This window comes from Lacrimispora sphenoides (assembly GCF_900105215.1).
Lineage (GTDB): Bacteria > Bacillota > Clostridia > Lachnospirales > Lachnospiraceae > Lacrimispora > Lacrimispora sphenoides_A.
Genome location: NZ_FOIP01000002.1, coordinates 917,818 through 935,539, shown reverse-complemented (window position 1 = coordinate 935,539; position 17,722 = coordinate 917,818). Strand labels below are relative to the sequence as shown.

Below are 17,722 nucleotides of genomic sequence, written 5' to 3'. Positions count from 1 at the left end.
CTGTGCCTATTATTCCATCGTATCCTGCCATTGTGCCAGTTCTTCCAATTTCTTCATCTGCCGATCCACTCGTTCATCCATTGTTGGAAGTCTCCGGCTATGGTTTTTAAAATAACTTGTAAAAATAACACCTGCAAACAACAGTGTATTGACCACTAGTAATACAATCACACCATTCCATGTTACGTCCTGATTTTGCAGAACTTCCTCCGTATAATTTCCGGTAATAATCGGAACCAGATTATTGTTAATAAAATGCAAAATAACAACCGTCCATATATTATCGGTTTTTAAGTAAGCCCAACCATAGAATATTCCCAATGTAACACATGTAATTAATTGTCCTGTCAAGCTTATAAGCCCAGCAGAGGGAGAGGAATAATAAAAGAAATTAATGGGTAAATGCCACACTCCCCAAGCAATTCCAAGAACTAATACACCGCGAACCATTCCAAACTTTTTTTGCAGTATAGGCTGAAGAAAGTACCTCCAACCATATTCCTCTCCAAAAAATGCAATAAATATTAAAAAATAGTTTATGGGCAACGTGATTAACATCAGCCAGGTAACAGGCTTTTGTATTAATTCAAACATGGTTTGCATTTGACCGCTTAAGATATACATGATAACGGTTCTGCCAAAGTAAAGAATTAAATACAGCAGAATAATAAGAGCAGTTTTTTTCCAACGCCCTCCTTTCAAGCCATAGGCAATGCGCTTATCTTTCTTCTCAGTAAGCAGTAAAATCCATGCGATAACAGAACCAAGTATCATTAAATATTGTGAAATAACATTCCAGCTCATTCCAGGTACAATAATACTCGCTACTGTACAAACCAATAACAAGAAACTAAAAAATAAATAACCAATAAAAAATCTCTTAGGAATCAGAGGATCTTCTTTGTGTGTAATTATAGCAGCCAGTATCGCTCCCGAAGCAGGGTAGAACATTTGGGCCGAAGGGAAAACCGATACATCAAGCCCCTTACTATAGCCAATTCCCATTAAAATCCCTAAGATATAAGGTAATGCAAAGGCCACACCCAGAAAAATAAGCAACTGAGTTTTCTCATAATTTTTTTGACGTTCCATTTTGTTCTCCTTCTTTAAATGGCCTCAGCCAAAAGCTGGACAGCCAACCTTGCAGTATCGTTATTATCAAGCACTGTTACCATTATAAATGCGTTAAATGTATAATAAAGAATAAATTTATAAAACCATACACTCACACATGAACAAAGTACTTGAAACAACAATGATATTACCCTTTCGACACATAGTTTTTGAACAAATACCCTAAAAATCTTCATTTAAGAGATAAACAGCAAAAGTGATCCCGGTCTGTGTATCATAAATAACGGATATATAACCATCTTTATATTTAAAATGCATGTCGCCATTTTGATCACTAATCGGCTCCCCAAAGGCATTCTGAAAGCTTTCCGCTTTATCACCGATTTTAGCACCTTTGAAGTCCAAATCTTCCCGCTGTGTAAATACCTGGTTGACAATACCAGTATCTGAATTAAACCATACTCTAATTCCAGTCTCTTTATATTCCAAACCGCCCTCGTCTACTGGTTCCGGCTTCTCACTTATGTTATTGTTCAGTTCTTGTTTACTCAAACCCAATAAATTAAAATATATTTCAAAAGAGCTGACTTCGTTATCAGAGGAAGACACTTGGTCATGAGTAACTGACTCCTCTTCGGAAACGGCAATAGGGGGAGCCTGTGCGACAGAATTCTCACTGACCTTTGAACTGCTTTCCGTTACTGCGGTATCTTGCGGATTCGTCCCGGGGGAAGAACTGGACGTACTTGAGCATCCATTTAATAAAATAAGGCACAGCAACATTATTACAGTCCATTTAATGGGTGTTTTTTTGTATTGTGAAATCATGATAATTCTCCTTTTATTTTGATTTGCTGCGGTTTTTACGTTTAAAGTCAATGAACTATTATAAAACCCCTTCATTCTTTAAAATTGACTTAACCGACTTTTTCTCCAAACAATATATTCCAGCAACCTTTCTGATGTCTCCACATTTTATATATTCATCAATAATATCCTGTTCAGTAAACTCATAATTAATTGGTTCATTCATGTATTCGGTCATAAAATTACTCTCTTTCCAGTATTTTTTATCATTATACTATTTCATTAACATAAAAGCCACCAGATTTTCATAATCCAATGTATATCCGCCGTATAAACTTTGATTTGACCATGAAGCAATCTGATAACCAGCTGCATCATTTTAATTGTCCCTGTATCAATGTACATAGAAGCTATATCATCCACTAATATTCACTAAAAGAAAACACCCATCGATTAAATTTTGACAGGTGTTTAACTAAACATCTTAATAGGTAATACCATAAAGTTCAAAATTAATTAAACCTTTTTTTCCTTCAGCCATTTTACCCACTCGGCATAATATTTTCCCAATATATGGGAACCGTCTGTCGAGTAAGCCTGGTTCAGGCTGCCTCCTTCATCGTCAAATATTTCATTAACATCAATATAATAGCAGCTATTTTCTTCTGCTATCTTCTGTATTTCCTGATTCAACCGATTAATTTTACTGTTACTGTAAACAGGACTTTTTTCTGATTTTTCACTGGTAATGTGGAGATTTGCTTCTAAGACCATGATTGCTTCTGGCTGCATTTCCTTGATTTTGTCCAAAACCTCATTATATTGTTTTATAGTCTGGGACATATCATAACCCAGTTCGTTGATCCCAAGCATAAGGTAAATCATCTGGTAATGTTCGCTTGAAAGAACCTCATCCAGAGTTAGTTTCTCACCTCCTGATGAGACGCGGGCAGTTAATACATTGAAAACGCTCATGCCGGAGTTTGCAAATACTGAGGCATTCCCCAAATCTCCATACTCGGAAAGCCCCATGGTTCTTGAATCTCCAATAAAAAGTACGCCCTGGAAATTTTCAGGCGGCTCCGGCCTTTGTCCTGGCTGCAGCAACATGGAAGACGGCCTAAATTCTGCATTCCTATCATTTGACCCGCTCGTATTGCCCGTTACATCTGCACCACTTGCTACGCTTACACCGTCCATTGCGTGCTCATCAGCAGTTTCGCTTGAACTATCGGTGGTGTCTTCACCACTTGCTTCGCTCGCACCGACAATTGCACTCTCATCAGCAGTTTCGTCTGAACTTTCAGTTTCGTTTGAATTTTCAGTTTCGTCTGGACTATCAGTTTCGTCTGGACTATCAGTTTCATCTAAATTGTCAGATTCGTCTAAACTATCAGTTGTATCTATACTGTCTCCATGCGACCATTTGCTTCCTTCCAGGTTCAGCCTCAGGGTTGTTAACGGATCCACGCTTCCTGCTGATGCATGCAGAACTGCAATCAGTACCAGACTGACGGCTAAAAGAAGGGTAAACCAGTATTTTCTCATTGCTTATTCCTCACAATCTAAAAATTGAAATACATAAACGGATCATTTGCGCCCATTTTCATACAATAGACACACAGCCAGAATATGATCAATAGGGCGATTGCTGTACATAGGCTTTCCCGTTTTCTGTCATACAGTCTTCGCGGAAGACCAGTCATGAAAATGAGACCAGCGCATAAGGACAATCCATAGCTCCTTCCGTATTTCAGGAAATCTCCGGCAAAATATGTATATTTCCCGACAGGCGACAGAAAGGGAAATAGCCGTTGAATATAAATTCCCAACTGTGAAAAATCCGTTATTGCAAATAACATCCATGTAAGAGGAATTGCAAACAGCATATACACATGTCCCACAACTCTCCAGCGTTCCAGTAGTTTTCCCAGTCCCAGCTTCTCCAATGATATAAGCGCAAACAGAACAAATCCCCATAAGAGAAAGTTGGAGCTTGTTCCGTGCCACAGTCCGGTCAGGAGCCATACGACAAGCATGTTTCGAAAGGTTTTTAAGAGTCCCTCACGGTTTCCGCCCAGCGGAATATATACATAATTCCGAAACCAGCCGCCCAGAGTCATGTGCCATCTGCGCCAAAAATCTGTCATGGTCAGAGCCATATAGGGATGGTTGAAGTTATCAGGAAGAGGAAATCCCAACATCATCCCCAGTCCCCTGGCCATCAGGGAATAGCCATAGAAATCAAAATACAGCCGTAGGCTGAAAGCTGCCAGTCCCATCCACGCAAGTGGCGTTGAAATACTCTCATATCCTACTGCTCCAATTTGGCTCCACAGTCCTCCTATCTGGTTTGAAAGCAGCACCTTCAATCCCAGTCCAATTGTAAATTCCCGAAGTCCTGCTTCCACTTGTTCCATAGTATGGACCCGCTTTTTAATTAACTCCCTAAGAGAAGTATAGGTTACAATCGGTCCGGATATGAGCTGAGGAAACATGGTCATATACAGGGCAAAGTCCAGAAATGATTTTTCTGGTGCCACATCCTTCCGATACACATCGGCCAGATAAGAAATGGCCTGGAAAGTATAAAAGCTGATTCCCAGCGGAAGAGCCAGATGAAGGGCAGGAACGGCCGCTTTCTCCAGCCCTCCATTTTGTAGTAATAAGCTGATCTGTTCAATCAAAAAGCCTGAATATTTAAACAGAATCAGCCAAAACAGGTTGTAGGCAATTCCTAAGCGATACCATTTCCTGCGTCTTAAGCGAGATTTGTATCGTTTCATTTTCTTGCCAACCCAGAAATTAACGCAGACAGATAACAGCAAAAGCACCATATAGGCCGGATGCTCCGCAACTCCATAAAAATAAAAAAACAGGCTTCCTGCAAGTAGGCAGAAATTTTTTGCTCTATCCGGGCATACAGAATAAAGAAGCAGAAATATCGGCAGAAATTGAAATATAAACTCCAAGCTACTAAAAATCATTTAACATTTATTCCTAACATATGTATTTATTATATTAGACGAAATAAGAGACCGGAAAGTTGCAGAATCCTGAAAATTTTGTACTATTTAGTAATTAAACTACGATTTAAAGCATCAGTTCCACTTAGAGTCTCCTATGTTTTCCTTTAAACTTAAAATGAAACACATGTTTCAAAGTGCACCTTTACAATGCATCTATGACGCACCATATTGCCCATATTGCCCTATTAACGACATGGGCGGGGATTTTTACATACATTATTTCAACACTAAATAAGGACATTATAAGCCATTTTTCAATAGCCTATAATGTCCTTATTTTAAAGGTTATCCGCCTATAAAGACGGTTTTATTTGCACACGATATTTACAATTCTTCCAGGAACATATATTTCCTTAACAATGGTTCCGGTTATCTTATCCGGGATCAAAGCCTTGCCTGCTTCAATGGCATCTTCCTTAGATACGTCTGCAGGAAGTTTTACCACTGCACGGGTTTTTCCGTTCACCTGAACTGCAACTTCGATCTCGTCATCCTTCATGGCCTCTTCATCACATTCCGGCCACTGAGCATGGAATACGGAAGCCTCGCCGCCAAGCTGCTGCCACAGCTCCTCACCGATATGCGGAGCAAAAGGAGCAACTAAAACTACAAAGGCTTTCAAGGTTTCTTTGTCAATGCCGCCGGTCTTCTTGGCCAGGTCGATTAATTTATTGTTATATTCCATAAATCCGGAAATTACCGTATTTAAGTTAAACTGATTGAAACGCTGTTCAATATCAAAGATCAGCTTGTTGCGCAGACGAAGCATTTCTCTTGTGGCTTCTATATCCTTATTGCTGCTATCCGCTACCAGATTCCAGAAGCGGTGCAAGAAACGGCTGACACCTTCGATTCCCCTGTCATCCCACTCTGCATCCAATTCCGGCGGCCCTACGAAGAGCTCATACATACGGAGAGCATCACAGCCATAGTCTCGCACCAAATCATCAGGAGATACCACATTTCCCTTTGACTTGCTCATCTTGATTCCATTCTTTCCGTTGATCATGCCCTGATTAAACAGCTTGGTAAAGGGCTCATCAAAATCCACTACACCGATGTCGTTTAAGAACTTGGTGTAAAAACGGGAATACAGAAGGTGAAGGACAGCATGTTCCACACCGCCGATATACATATCAACCGGAAGGTATTTTTTCGCTTTCTCCTTGGATACCAGTTCATTATCGTTATGACTGTCAACATAGCGAAGGAAATACCAGGAAGAACCGGCCCACTGAGGCATGGTGTTGGTCTCTCTCTTAGCAGGAGCGCCGCATACCGGACAGGTGGTATTCACCCATTCATCAATATCTGCCAGCGGAGATTCTCCCGTACCGGTAGGCTGGTAGCTTTCCACCTCCGGAAGGGTGAGAGGAAGCTGGTCTTCCGGAACCGGAACATTGCCGCAGTGCGGACAATGAATAATAGGAATAGGCTCTCCCCAGTAACGCTGTCTGGAGAATACCCAGTCACGCAGCTTAAAGTTTACGGTTTTCTTTCCAAGACCCCGTTTCTCGATCATAGCCGGAGCTTCTTTTTTAAGAACAGAGGACTCCATTCCGTTCCACTCACCGGAATTGATCATCGTTCCGCTGGCATCGGTATAGGCTTCGGTCATGTTTTCGATTTCCTCGCCGTCCTTTGAAATAACCTGGACAATGGGAATGTTGAACTTCTTCGCAAACTCAAAATCCCTGTCATCATGGGCAGGCACGCACATGATTGCACCGGTACCGTAGTCAGCAAGCACATAATCGGAAAGCCAGATGGGTACCTTGGCGCCGCTTATGGGATTTACTGCATAGCTGCCGGTAAATACACCGGTCTTTTCTTTATCCTGAAGACGGTCCACGTTTGACTTCATGGATGCATCGTAGATATACTTCTCAACCGCTTCTTTATTTTCCGGAGAAGCAAGGCCTGCGGCAAGGGCGTGTTCCGGCGCAAGTACCATAAAGGTGGCTCCGTATAAGGTATCAGGTCTGGTAGTATAAACTGTGATGTTCTCCTCTTTTCCGTCTACCTTAAAATCAACCTCAGCTCCATAGGATTTGCCGATCCATTCAGACTGCATCTTCTTGACCTTTTCCGGCCAGTCAAGCTTATCCAGATCGTTTAATAAACGGTCTGCGTAAGCGGTGATTTTTAACATCCACTGTCTTAAGTTCTTCTTTGTAACTCCGGTTCCGCAGCGCTCGCAGCAGCCGTTTACCACTTCTTCATTTGCAAGTCCTGTCTTACAGGATGGGCACCAGTTGATAGGGAATTCCTTCTCATAGGCCAGGCCCTTTTTAAACATCTGAACAAAAATCCACTGGGTCCATTTATAAAATCCGGGATCCGTGGTATTAACCTCCATATCCCAGTCATATACGGCTGCGATCTCATTGATCTGACGCTTAATGTTCGTCACGTTTTCCGCCGTGGATTTTGCTGGATGGACTCCCATCTTGATGGCGTAATTCTCCGCCGGAAGACCAAACGCATCCCAACCCATGGGGTGAATCACATAGTGTCCCTTTAAAATCTGATACCGGCTCCAAACATCAGAAATAACATAGCCTCTCCAGTGGCCTACATGAAGACCGCTTCCTGAGGGATATGGAAACATATCCAGACAGTAATACTTCTGCTTCTTTCCATCATCAACATTGATGGGGCTCTTTGCCCAGTTTTCCCGCCATTTTTTTTCAATGGCGCTGTGGTTGTATGACGCTGCCATAACAAAATTTCCTCCTTTTACGACAGGGTTTTTCCCTGTATCAAATGTCTGCAGATAAAACAATATCCGTATGAACGTATAAAAAAAGCGCCTCAGACCGTTCATACGGCCATAGAGACGCAGGATCTACCGCGTGGTACCACTCTATTTCATACAAGTTTCGTATGCTCTCACTGGATATGAAAAAACATATCCGCCCGCTGTAACGGTCAGGACACCGGCAATGCCTACACAGAAAGCAGAGCTTCCTTCAGCACGCTACTCAAAGGCGAGTTCGGCTGTCATTCCCAACCGGCTTCCACCACCCGCCGGCTCTCTGTATGTTTCAGACAGCTTACTACTCCTAATCACAGTATTTTTGCTAACTACAAATTTAACATAATTGACGAATTGTGTCAACCGTATTTTAAGAAACCCAGAATTTCTATGATTGTCTTTCTATTTCATTAACTGGACGAAATGATAAAGGTCACAGCCGAAACAAGAAAAAACAAAATCATTCCAAGATTTAAAAATAGTATTTTAAATGCCCCTTTGCCCCATGTCTCCATAAGTCCGGGATGAAACACCAACTTTTTTTGATTGATAAAAAACAAAACAGTTCCGGCAATTACCTCTCCAAGCATAAAAATAGAGTAGATTACGGTAAGCTGCGGATCGTCTCCTATATGAAGAGCCACAACAGAGCCGAGGAAATTAATGATCATATGAAAAATAATGGTATAGCGAAGCTTCCCCGTCTGAATATAAATATAGGCTAACACCACACCGATTCCAAAGGCATAAAAGAACTGATAAAAGTTTCCGTGACTTAAGCCAAAGACAACGCTGGATACTAAAATCGCCGCCTTATCTCCATAGAGCCGGATCCGGTCAATTAAGATCTTACGAAACAGGATTTCTTCACAAATTGGGGCCATTACCACCATGGTAACAAAAATTGACCAGGTGCTTAAGCCCTTCATCACTTCCTCTACCGGGTTGACCATAGGCTTTCCCAACAAAGCACAGACTATACTCATAAGGCTCTGACCCATAAGATTTCCAAAAAACAGGGCACTCATACAGACCAGGAATCCGGAAACCAGCATTCCTGCCCCGGCTTTTCTTGACACGGGTCTGCATAAAACCGGCATATCCTTTATTATCAGCCAGGCAACGACCCCTCCCACAAGGTAATTCGCCAGGGAAACAAATACCATATACCAGTTTCCAAAGGTTATATTCATGCCAAACCGGGATAGTAAAAGAGCAATGACTCCTACCTCAAGCTGTATAACAATCGTTACAAGAAGGAATGCTCCATATCCGATCCCCACTCTTGTAAACGCCTTCCATGCATTTCTTCTGTCTTCCACTATTCTCATACCTCCTGCCAGTTGGTATCAGTTTATCACAGATCAGAAAAAAGCGCAATTATTCAAAGCTCCCCTCCTACTGGCTATGCATGATATTTCAGTTTAGTGTCCACCAAAAAGTCAATGCCCAGCTCATCCGGTTCTCTTCTAATTTCTTTATTTTCACGATCAAACAATTCCGGGTATTTGGATACCAGAGGCCGTTCCTTGCTGATCAGACGGTTCAGATGATGGTTTAAAACTCCATGAAGCTGTTCAGAATCCTTTGCAAGGATGGCATCCACCATTTCTCTATGCTGCTTTACAACCCCGGGTTCAATTCCGGAGTCCGCCATCGCCAGCATCTGGATTCTTCTGTAATGGCCGGAGTTTGCCGCCAGAATATCATTGCAGTATCCCTTGTTGGCTCCTTCGTAAAAGATGGAATGAAAATACATATCCTCTGCCCGAAATGCCCGGATGTCTTTTGTTTTTTCAAGCAGCTCCTGTCTGTCCAAAGACATCTCCAATGCGGTGATCGCCTTTAAATTGCATACCGCCATAAATTCCAGCATCACATTTTCTTCCACGCAAATCCTAAGAAACCGCTCATTGCGTACCTTATCATAATCAATCTTAGATATCATGGTTCCGCGCTGGGGAAGAAATGTAATGAGCCCCTCCTTGGAAAGGCTGATTAATGCGTCCCTGACCGGAGTTCTTCCAACCTCATAGGACTCGCTGATGTCCTTGATGCTGAATATCATTCCAGGGCGCAGCTTCAAATCCAGTATATCGGATCTCAATACATCATAAATGGTATCTTCCTGGTTGTTTTCTATGACGCCCATGAATGCCTCCTGTTAATAACTTAATACTTCCCTGTACATCTTCAGGGCTTCGTTTGAATTATAATTATAATACAAAAGAATATCAAGAGCAAATGGTGAATAAAGAATTCCATTTATTTTCTTTGAAAAATACATGCCGGCAATCTCAGATAACGCCCTGATGGTTGATTTATTCTTGTAGCCGAACAGTTTCCACAGAATCACTTTTTCTCTTCTGGTATAGATTCCCTCTTCCTCTTCCTCAAGAAAATGAAAAATCTCATGCCCCAGGATCAGCCTTTCAATCTGTTCCATGGGAAACAGGCATTCAAACAGGCCATTTTTCGCCGCCAGCTCTATGGGTTCCTTCATAATCTGTATCTTGTCCGGAGGGGTAAAAAGAGCAAATAACACCCTGTCTGCTATCTGCCCACTGTCCGCGTACTCCACGCTAAGTTTTAATTTTTCTGCCAGTTCCCAGGGATCCCACGTTCCCAGACTGCTCATAACCTTATCTGCCATTTCATATCCGCAGCGGATCGCCTGTTCAATCATCCTCTTTTTTTCCGATTCGCTGACTTTGTCACGCAGGATGTCCCTGGAGAATGCATACATTCCCCAGGACAGATCATCCACCTGCGCAAGGCTTTCTGCCATTTCCCGCAATATCATCTCCGACATATCCGTCTCCATACATTTAATTTTGTTTTACGTTGGCTCCGACAATCATAATTTCTTCATCTGGCTCCAAAGATGATACCTCCAGATCGATCAGAAGTTCCAGCTGTTCAAAATCCTGGGCAGCAAAATCCGTGACCCGGGCACCCATACAAATGTAATAATCCGGCCTTATAATCAGGTCCGTCTGGTAAACAGCCATATCATCCCAAAGCTGTTTTAACGCTTCCAGATAATCTGCCGCTCTGACCTTCCGGCACATACCTCTTCCCCTCTGCACCTTAATAAAGCCCTTTTTATCAACGATACGTATGGCACCGGGAGAGTCGTCCTCCACCTTTTCCCCGTAGATATAGAAGTAATCCGAACTTGCCAGCAGCTTTGTTTCCCTATCTGTAATCCGCATATCCTGGGCAGCTAGATGCCTGGCTTCCGTTTCATCGCATTCCTTTAAAAGATCTGCTGTTTTAACCTCCGTGGATCCGGTTGCAATTGCCGTTACCTTGGAGGTCTGAGGATCAATCTCAATGTGGATTTCTACTGATTCTGCAGTTGCTCCGGACTCAATGGCTTTGTTTAAGGCCTCATTCTTAATGGCACGGATATCTTCCTTAGATGGAGTGGGTATAATGCGTTCCACCACATCCCGCACCATGGAAAGAGCAACACCAATGGAAGAAATGACTTCTGCATTTTCCGGTATGGAATATTTAACGCCCATCTTTTCACTAAAATAGATAATCAGGGAAGCCGCTCCTCCACCTACGCCGACCAGGGAGATCTGATCTTTTTCCAGCTTATATTTCTCCGCCAGTTCCAGTATGACGGGTTCAATCTTTGCATAGGCCTTTTCCATGATCTGCTTTGCAATATCTTCCGCCGTGGTGCCGCAGTAATCAGCTAAAGCCGCCATGGCCTTTCTGGCAGATTCCACATTTCCGTAAGAAAAATGCTCTGGCTTTACCAGTCCCAGCACATTGGCCGCGCAGGAAATCCGTCAGCACTCCATAAGCCTTCTAAAAGCCGAATCCCAGTTGTCTCTTGAAGATCACTTAAAACATCGGTACTTTCTCAAGCCTTGTATCAGACGATATTCAGGCCCAGTATAAGGAAATCGCTGAGCAGATTAAGTCCGGAACCTTTATCCAGTAATGAGAAAACCCCATTGCAGGGCATACAAGTGATATGTACCCAGTTTTCTGGACACATCATTATTCAACTGGATGATTAGGCACTCTTGATGGATGTCTTCCTGTATATTACAGGAGGCATCCATTTTGTTTTTGATTGAATTCTCCTGTTATTATAATAATCTATATATTCATCTATTGCTTTCTTAAATTCATCGAAGGATCCAAAATCCTTTTCATGCCCATAAAACATTTCGGTCTTTAGTCTTCCGAAAAAAGTCTCCATAATGCAATTATCGTAACAGTTTCCTTTACGAGACATAGATTGAATTATTCCATATTTCTTTAATTCATTACGATAGTACGCATGTTGGTACTGCCAACCTTGATCGGAATGAAAGATGATTCCTTCAGTATTACTAAATTTCCGAAATGCTCTTTCTAACATGTTAGATATTTGCTCCATATTTGGACTTTTTGACAAATCGTATGAGATAACTTCATTTGTATTCATATCTAAAATAGGCGAAAGATAACATTTTCCCCATGGCAGGTTAAATTGAGATACATCTGTTGTCCATTTTTGAAGTGGAGCAGTTGTACAAAAATCTCTATTAATTAAGTTGTCAGCTATTCTGCCAACTTCGCCCCTATATGAATGGTATTTCTCTTTAGGTCGTTTGCCGGCCAACATCATCTTATGCATTAATCGTTGTACTCTTTTGTGGTTTATGGAATATCCTTTATTTAATAATTCCTGATGAACTCTGCGAACACCATATCGTTGCTTATTGTCTTCAAAAATCTTATTGATTTCATCCATAAGTTTCTGATTTTTGATTACGTCAAAACACACATGATTTAATTCATAATAGTATGTAGATTTTGATAATCCTACAGCTTTCAATAAATGCTTTAAGGCATATCCTTTTTCTCGGAGTTCCTTAATGATTGCTGCTTTTTCGCCTTGAGTTGCGCAGCTTCTTTTTCTCGTCTCAAGGCGATAGATTTTTTTATTGATTCATTTTCTGCTTTAAGGTACTCTGTCTCTGCCCTTAATCTAATTAATTCTTCTCTTTCAGAAGGTGAAAGTTCTTTTGGTTTATTGTCTTTTTTCATGAAGGGCTCCTTACCATGTCTACCTTTCTTTAAATACAGACCATCGTACCCTTTTATTTTATATATCTGTACCCATTTAGACAATAGGCCTGAATCAATTCCAGCAATTATTGCAACACTTTTTTGTGATTCTCCAGCTAAAACTCTAGCTACAAGAGAATACCTTTCTTCAGCTGTACGTTCTTTACATGTTGAAGGATGCTTTAAAGCATCAATTCCATAAATATCTGCAATTCTTGACCAAGTAACAATTCGTTTTCTAAAATTCTTTTGACCAATTCCTGCTGGTGTTTCAGGCCATTGGCCATTTCTGTATAGCTCGACACAATTTAATTTAAATACAAAATCATATTTCACGTAAAAACCCCCTTTACTGGTGCTGTCCAGTAAAGGGGGTACATATCAAAGCAGGCGCTGCAATGGGGTTTCCTATGACTTATTTAAACTTCCATCCTATCAATCTTTGATGCTCTTTCTTCTACTTCTCTCTTCTGCACATCTCCCGGAGCCAGTTCATAGCGGCTGAATTCATATTCATAGGTTCCGATGCCTCCAGTCATGGAGCGCAGATCCGTATTATAGCCATACAGTTCAGACATAGGCACATCTGCCTCAATGACCTGCTTTCCGCTATGGTTGGAATTCATTCCCAAAACGCGCCCTCTCCTGCGGTTTAGATCTCCCATAACATCTCCGGTAAATTTATCCGGAACCGTAACCTTAAGGAATGCGATCGGTTCAAGCAGAACCGGATTTGCATCCATAAAGCCTTTTTTAAAGGCCATGGTTGCAGCCATCTTAAAGGCCAGCTCTGAGGAGTCAACCGGATGGTAAGAACCGTCGGTCAGCGTAGCCTTTAATCCCACTACCGGATAAGCGGCAAGCGGTCCTTTTAAGACGCACTCGGCGACTCCCTTTTCAACTGCCGGGAAATAGTTTCTTGGTACAGCTCCGCCAAATACGCTTTCAGCAAATACATAAGGGGCTTCTAAATCCCCGGAAGGTTCAAAGGACATCTTTACGTCGCCGTACTGTCCATGTCCGCCGGACTGTTTCTTATACTTACCCTGGACCTCCACTTTCTTACGAAGGGTTTCCCGGAAGGCAAATTTCGGTTTACTCAGTTCAATGTCAACCTTATAGCGGTTTAATAATTTGCTTACAACCACCTCCAGCTGCTGGTCACCGATGGCATAAAGGAGTGACTGGCGGTTTTCCGTATCAGTGACTGCCTTTAAGGTCCAATCCTCTTCCGTCAGCTTTGCCAGAGAGCTTGAAACCTTATCTTCGTCGCCCTTTGTCTTGGTCTTATAACGCATATACGTATATGGAGTGGATATCTCCGGTTTATGATAGACGATCGGTGCAGAGCGGAGAGCTATGGTATCGCCGGTCTGCGTCACGTTAAGCTTTGACACGGCTCCGATGTCTCCCGCTTTTAATTCCGTAACTTCAATGGCCTCTTTCCCTCTTAACACGTATAGCTTCCCGACCTTTTCCTCTGTATCCTTATTCACGTTATAAATGGCGGAATCAGGATTTAAGGTGCCGGTACAAATCTTTAACAGGGAATACTTTCCAATAAACGGATCCACAATCGTCTTAAACACACGGGCTGACAAGGATACATGATCGTTATACTTCGCTGTAAAGCGCTCACCCGTGGAAATATCCACGCCGATGCACTCAAAATAGTCGGGGGACGGAAAATACTTATCTATAGCCTGAAGCACCATCTTGGCGCCCTGGGCGTTAATTCCGGAACCAAGCATGACCGGAACGATATTTCCTTTTATCACATGTTCCCGAAGGGCTGAAGAAATCTCATCAAGGGTAAACTCATCACCGGAGAAATAGCGTTCCATATATTCCTCGCTGGTTTCTGCTACGGCCTCCATAAGAGCTTCACGGGCAATTCCCAGGTTCTTCTGGCTATATTCAGGAATCTCACATTCTTCATAATCACTGTTGACGGTAAAACGCCGGCCTGCCATTTTAACAATATTAACAAAACCTACGAACTTTTCATTTTCACGAATCGGGAGGTGGAACGGCGCAATCTTTCTTCCGAACTCTTTATCAAGCTTTAATAACAATTCACGGAAACTTGCATGGTCGTCATCCATATTTGTCACAAAGAAAAGTCTGGGAAGCTTGTACTTTTCGCAGAGTTCCCACGCCTTTAATGTTCCAACTTCAATACCTGCCTTACAATTCACAACTATTACTGCTGCATCCGCAACACTGATGGCCTCTTCAACTTCGCCAACAAAATCAAAATATCCGGGAGTATCAAGCAGGTTGATCTTGATGGGGCCATCCTCTCCTTTATACTCCAAAGGAATCAGGGTAGTAGAGATGGAGAACTGTCTCTTAATCTCTTCTTTGTCATAATCGCTGATGGTATTGCCATCGGTAACTTTTCCCATTCTGCTGATGGCTCCGGTAATCAACGCCATAGCCTCTGCCAGGGTGGTTTTACCGGCGCCCCCGTGCCCAAGTAAGGCGACGTTACGGATCTGTTTGGTTCCATACACGTTCATAAACATTCCTCCTGTTCGGTATTTAAGTCTATAACGATATTTTACTAAAAATGTCTTATAATTGCAAGCAAAAGGTGCAATTTGCACAAACATTTTTTATACATATCCCAATTCAATAAAAGAAGCGGTTGCTGTTATGAAAGATGATAAAATATTTATACAATCTTAACAACATCTGAGTTGAAATATACAAAAATCGTGATAAAATATACAATGAAATAATAGCAAATTTTTTCAAACTGAAGAAAGTAGGAGGTTAATGGTGCTATGGGTAATTTAAGCTTATTTCTAATCATTTCCATTCTTGTTTCTATTTTTGCGTTTGCTTTTGCAGTGTGGTTGTACCGCTGGGTATCTGCACAGCCATCTTCAAATCAACGGGTGAAAGAGGTTGGGAGCTACATCAGACAGGGGGCAAATACATTTTTAAAAAAAGAATACATTGTTTTATCAAAGTTTTGTGCGGGAGCAGCGCTTCTGATTTTTCTGTTCCTTCCGGCTCCCATCTGGAGCGGGGGCACGGTTTTACATAACCTTACCATTGTTCTGGCATACCTATGCGGAACTGTTTTTTCTGCCGTCGCTGGTAAAATAGGAATCCAGGTAGCTACCATAGCTAACATTAAGACGGCTGAAGCAGCTCAGAGAGGCGGCTTAAAGCCTTCTTTTCTGTCTGCCTTCCGTGGCGGTGCCGTTATGGGAATGGCAGTCGTGGGAAGCTCACTTTTAGGAGTGACTCTTGTTATGATGATAAGCGGAGATTCCGTTGCACTGTTGGGCTTTAGCTTTGGTGCCAGCTCCCTTGCTTTATTTGCCAAGGCAGGCGGCGGTATTTTTACAAAGACCGCGGATATCAGTGCAGATCTTGTTGGGAAGGTAGAACTTGGGATCCCTGAGGATGATCCCAGAAATCCGGCGGTAATTGCCGATAATGTTGGAGATAATGTAGGAGATGTTGCCGGAATGGGCGCAGATCTGTTCGATTCTAACGTGGCTTCCACAGTATCCGCCCTGGTTATGGCGATCGCTCTTAGCAAAAAGATAGGCGTCGACTATGCAGCCATGGTATTCTGCTACGCTTCTCTGGGACTTTTATCTTCGATCATTGGAGTTATGGCCGCCCGTATGGGAAAGAAGGGCGATCCTACCATGGCTCTTAATATGAGTACATATATTACCACCGGCATATTTGCCGTACTTACTGCCGGGGCAACAATCGTGTTTCAGTTTGACTGGCGTATCTGGGGAGCAACGGCTATAGGCTTATTTGTTGGTGTCATTATTGGAATTACCAGTGATTATTTTACAAACGATAATAAAAAACCTGTACGTAATGTTGCAAAGGCCTCTGAGTCAGGACCTGCATTCACCATTCTTTCCGGTGTTTCCTATGGTTTTTTAAGTGTACTGCCTGCTATGGTGGGAATCGGTATCTCCGCCATGATTTCCTATAACCTTTGCGCTTCCATCGCTCCTGAGGATCCTACTGCAGGAATGTTTGGAATTTCTATGGCCGCGGTTGGAATGCTTTCCATCGTCGGCATGATCATCTCCAATGATGCGTATGGTCCGATTGCCGATAATGCCAGAGGACTTGTGGAGATGGGAGATCTGGGAGATGAAGCACTTGAAATCACAGACTCGCTTGACAGCGCTGGAAATACAGTAAAAGCGGTAACAAAAGGATTTGCCATTGCGGCAGCCGGATTGACCATTATCTCCTTGCTTGGTGCATTTATGAGTGAGGTAAACGATGCGGCCGGTACTACAGTACTTACCGGATTTGATATTATTAATCCCACAGTATTTTTCGGAATGCTGGTAGGAGCTTCCGTTCCGGCTATTTTCTCTGCTATGCTGATGCTTGGGGTAGACCGCAATGCACAGAGAATGGTATCGGAAATCCACCGTCAGTTCAGGGAGATCAAGGGACTTAAGGAAGGCAAGCCGGGAGTGGTACCGGAATATGACAAATGCATTGATATCGCTACCAATGGTGCATTAAAGGAACTGATTCCTGCCGGACTCGTCAGCATTCTCGTGACCATTGTGGTCGGGTTTGTAGGCGGTGTTGAATCCGTCGGAGGATACCTTGCAGGCAATATTATCAGCGGTCTCCTGCTCGCCCTGTTTATGAGCAATTCCGGAGGGCTGTGGGATAATGCAAAGAAATACATTGAGGCCGGAGGAAATGGAGGAAAAGGAAGTGAAGCCCATAAGGCTGCTGTAGTAGGGGATACGGTGGGTGATCCCTTCAAGGATACAGCTGGCCCGTCCATCAATACACAGATAACGGTGGTTTCTCTGGTTGCTTCTTTGATGTCTTCCTTATTTTTGGCATTTTCCCTGTTTTGATTGATAACGGCTGGACTTAATATGATCGCGGCAGACCGCCGCGCACAGACTATAAAAAAACGGTGTCAGGACACAAATCCTGGCACCGTTTTTAAGAT

The 17,722-nt window shown here is 42.6% G+C and carries 13 protein-coding genes, 1 pseudogene and 1 other annotated feature; of the genes and pseudogenes, 1 reads left to right on the top strand and 13 read right to left on the bottom strand.

Annotated elements, in window-relative coordinates; translation table 11 throughout:
* Positions 1-9 precede the first annotated feature (9 nt).
* From BMW45_RS21130 to BMW45_RS21075, 13 genes and pseudogenes are all read right to left on the bottom strand, one after another.
* Positions 10-1,092 (bottom strand): CPBP family intramembrane glutamic endopeptidase, encoded by a 1,083-nt coding sequence (locus tag BMW45_RS21130; protein WP_092248624.1) that lies wholly within the window; start codon positions 1,090-1,092, stop codon positions 10-12.
* A gap of 204 nt (positions 1,093-1,296) precedes the next feature.
* On the bottom strand, positions 1,297-1,953 hold the full coding sequence (locus BMW45_RS21125; protein WP_143057075.1) for a hypothetical protein: 657 nt from the start codon (positions 1,951-1,953) through the stop codon (positions 1,297-1,299).
* A gap of 7 nt (positions 1,954-1,960) precedes the next feature.
* A complete protein-coding gene (locus tag BMW45_RS28045; RefSeq protein ID WP_157803140.1) occupies positions 1,961-2,119 on the bottom strand; it encodes a hypothetical protein in 159 nt (52 codons plus the stop codon).
* Between the two features lie 278 nt (positions 2,120-2,397).
* Complete coding sequence (locus BMW45_RS21120; RefSeq protein ID WP_242883191.1) at positions 2,398-3,429, bottom strand: GDSL-type esterase/lipase family protein; 1,032 nt, start codon at positions 3,427-3,429, stop codon at positions 2,398-2,400.
* Between the two features lie 17 nt (positions 3,430-3,446).
* A complete protein-coding gene (locus BMW45_RS21115) occupies positions 3,447-4,868 on the bottom strand; it encodes an MBOAT family O-acyltransferase (protein WP_092248618.1) in 1,422 nt (473 codons plus the stop codon).
* 349 nt (positions 4,869-5,217) lie between these two features.
* Positions 5,218-7,632, bottom strand: a complete 2,415-nt coding sequence (gene leuS, locus BMW45_RS21110; RefSeq protein ID WP_092248615.1) for a leucine--tRNA ligase — start codon at positions 7,630-7,632, stop codon at positions 5,218-5,220.
* Positions 7,633-7,742: 110 nt separating this feature from the next.
* Positions 7,743-7,992, bottom strand: a binding site (T-box leader).
* An 86-nt stretch (positions 7,993-8,078) separates the two neighbouring features.
* Positions 8,079-8,990: a CPBP family intramembrane glutamic endopeptidase gene (locus BMW45_RS21105; protein ID WP_242883189.1), complete on the bottom strand. Its 912-nt coding sequence runs from the start codon at positions 8,988-8,990 to the stop codon at positions 8,079-8,081.
* A gap of 83 nt (positions 8,991-9,073) precedes the next feature.
* Positions 9,074-9,820: a GntR family transcriptional regulator gene (locus tag BMW45_RS21100; RefSeq protein ID WP_092248610.1), complete on the bottom strand. Its 747-nt coding sequence runs from the start codon at positions 9,818-9,820 to the stop codon at positions 9,074-9,076.
* A gap of 12 nt (positions 9,821-9,832) precedes the next feature.
* Positions 9,833-10,480, bottom strand: coding sequence for a hypothetical protein (locus BMW45_RS21095; protein WP_092248607.1), 648 nt, complete (start codon positions 10,478-10,480; stop codon positions 9,833-9,835).
* 16 nt (positions 10,481-10,496) lie between these two features.
* Positions 10,497-11,468 (bottom strand): annotated as a pseudogene (locus BMW45_RS21090) (hydantoinase/oxoprolinase family protein); the annotation flags it as partial.
* Positions 11,469-11,704: 236 nt separating this feature from the next.
* The gene (locus BMW45_RS21085; RefSeq protein ID WP_242883299.1) at positions 11,705-12,556 is read right to left on the bottom strand and encodes an IS3 family transposase; all 852 of its coding nucleotides are present in this window, start codon (positions 12,554-12,556) and stop codon (positions 11,705-11,707) included.
* Positions 12,523-13,083, bottom strand: coding sequence for a COG3415 family protein (locus tag BMW45_RS21080; protein WP_092248602.1), 561 nt, complete (start codon positions 13,081-13,083; stop codon positions 12,523-12,525). The genes BMW45_RS21085 and BMW45_RS21080 overlap by 34 nt, the downstream gene beginning before the upstream one ends.
* 83 nt (positions 13,084-13,166) lie before the next feature.
* Positions 13,167-15,269 carry an elongation factor G gene (locus BMW45_RS21075; protein ID WP_092248599.1) on the bottom strand — a complete coding sequence of 701 codons (2,103 nt, stop codon included), beginning with the start codon at positions 15,267-15,269 and terminating at the stop codon, positions 13,167-13,169.
* Positions 15,270-15,536: 267 nt separating this feature from the next.
* Between BMW45_RS21075 and BMW45_RS21070 the strand changes: the two genes are divergently transcribed.
* The gene (locus tag BMW45_RS21070) at positions 15,537-17,624 is read left to right on the top strand and encodes a sodium-translocating pyrophosphatase (protein WP_092248596.1); all 2,088 of its coding nucleotides are present in this window, start codon (positions 15,537-15,539) and stop codon (positions 17,622-17,624) included.
* Positions 17,625-17,722: the final 98 nt, after the last annotated feature.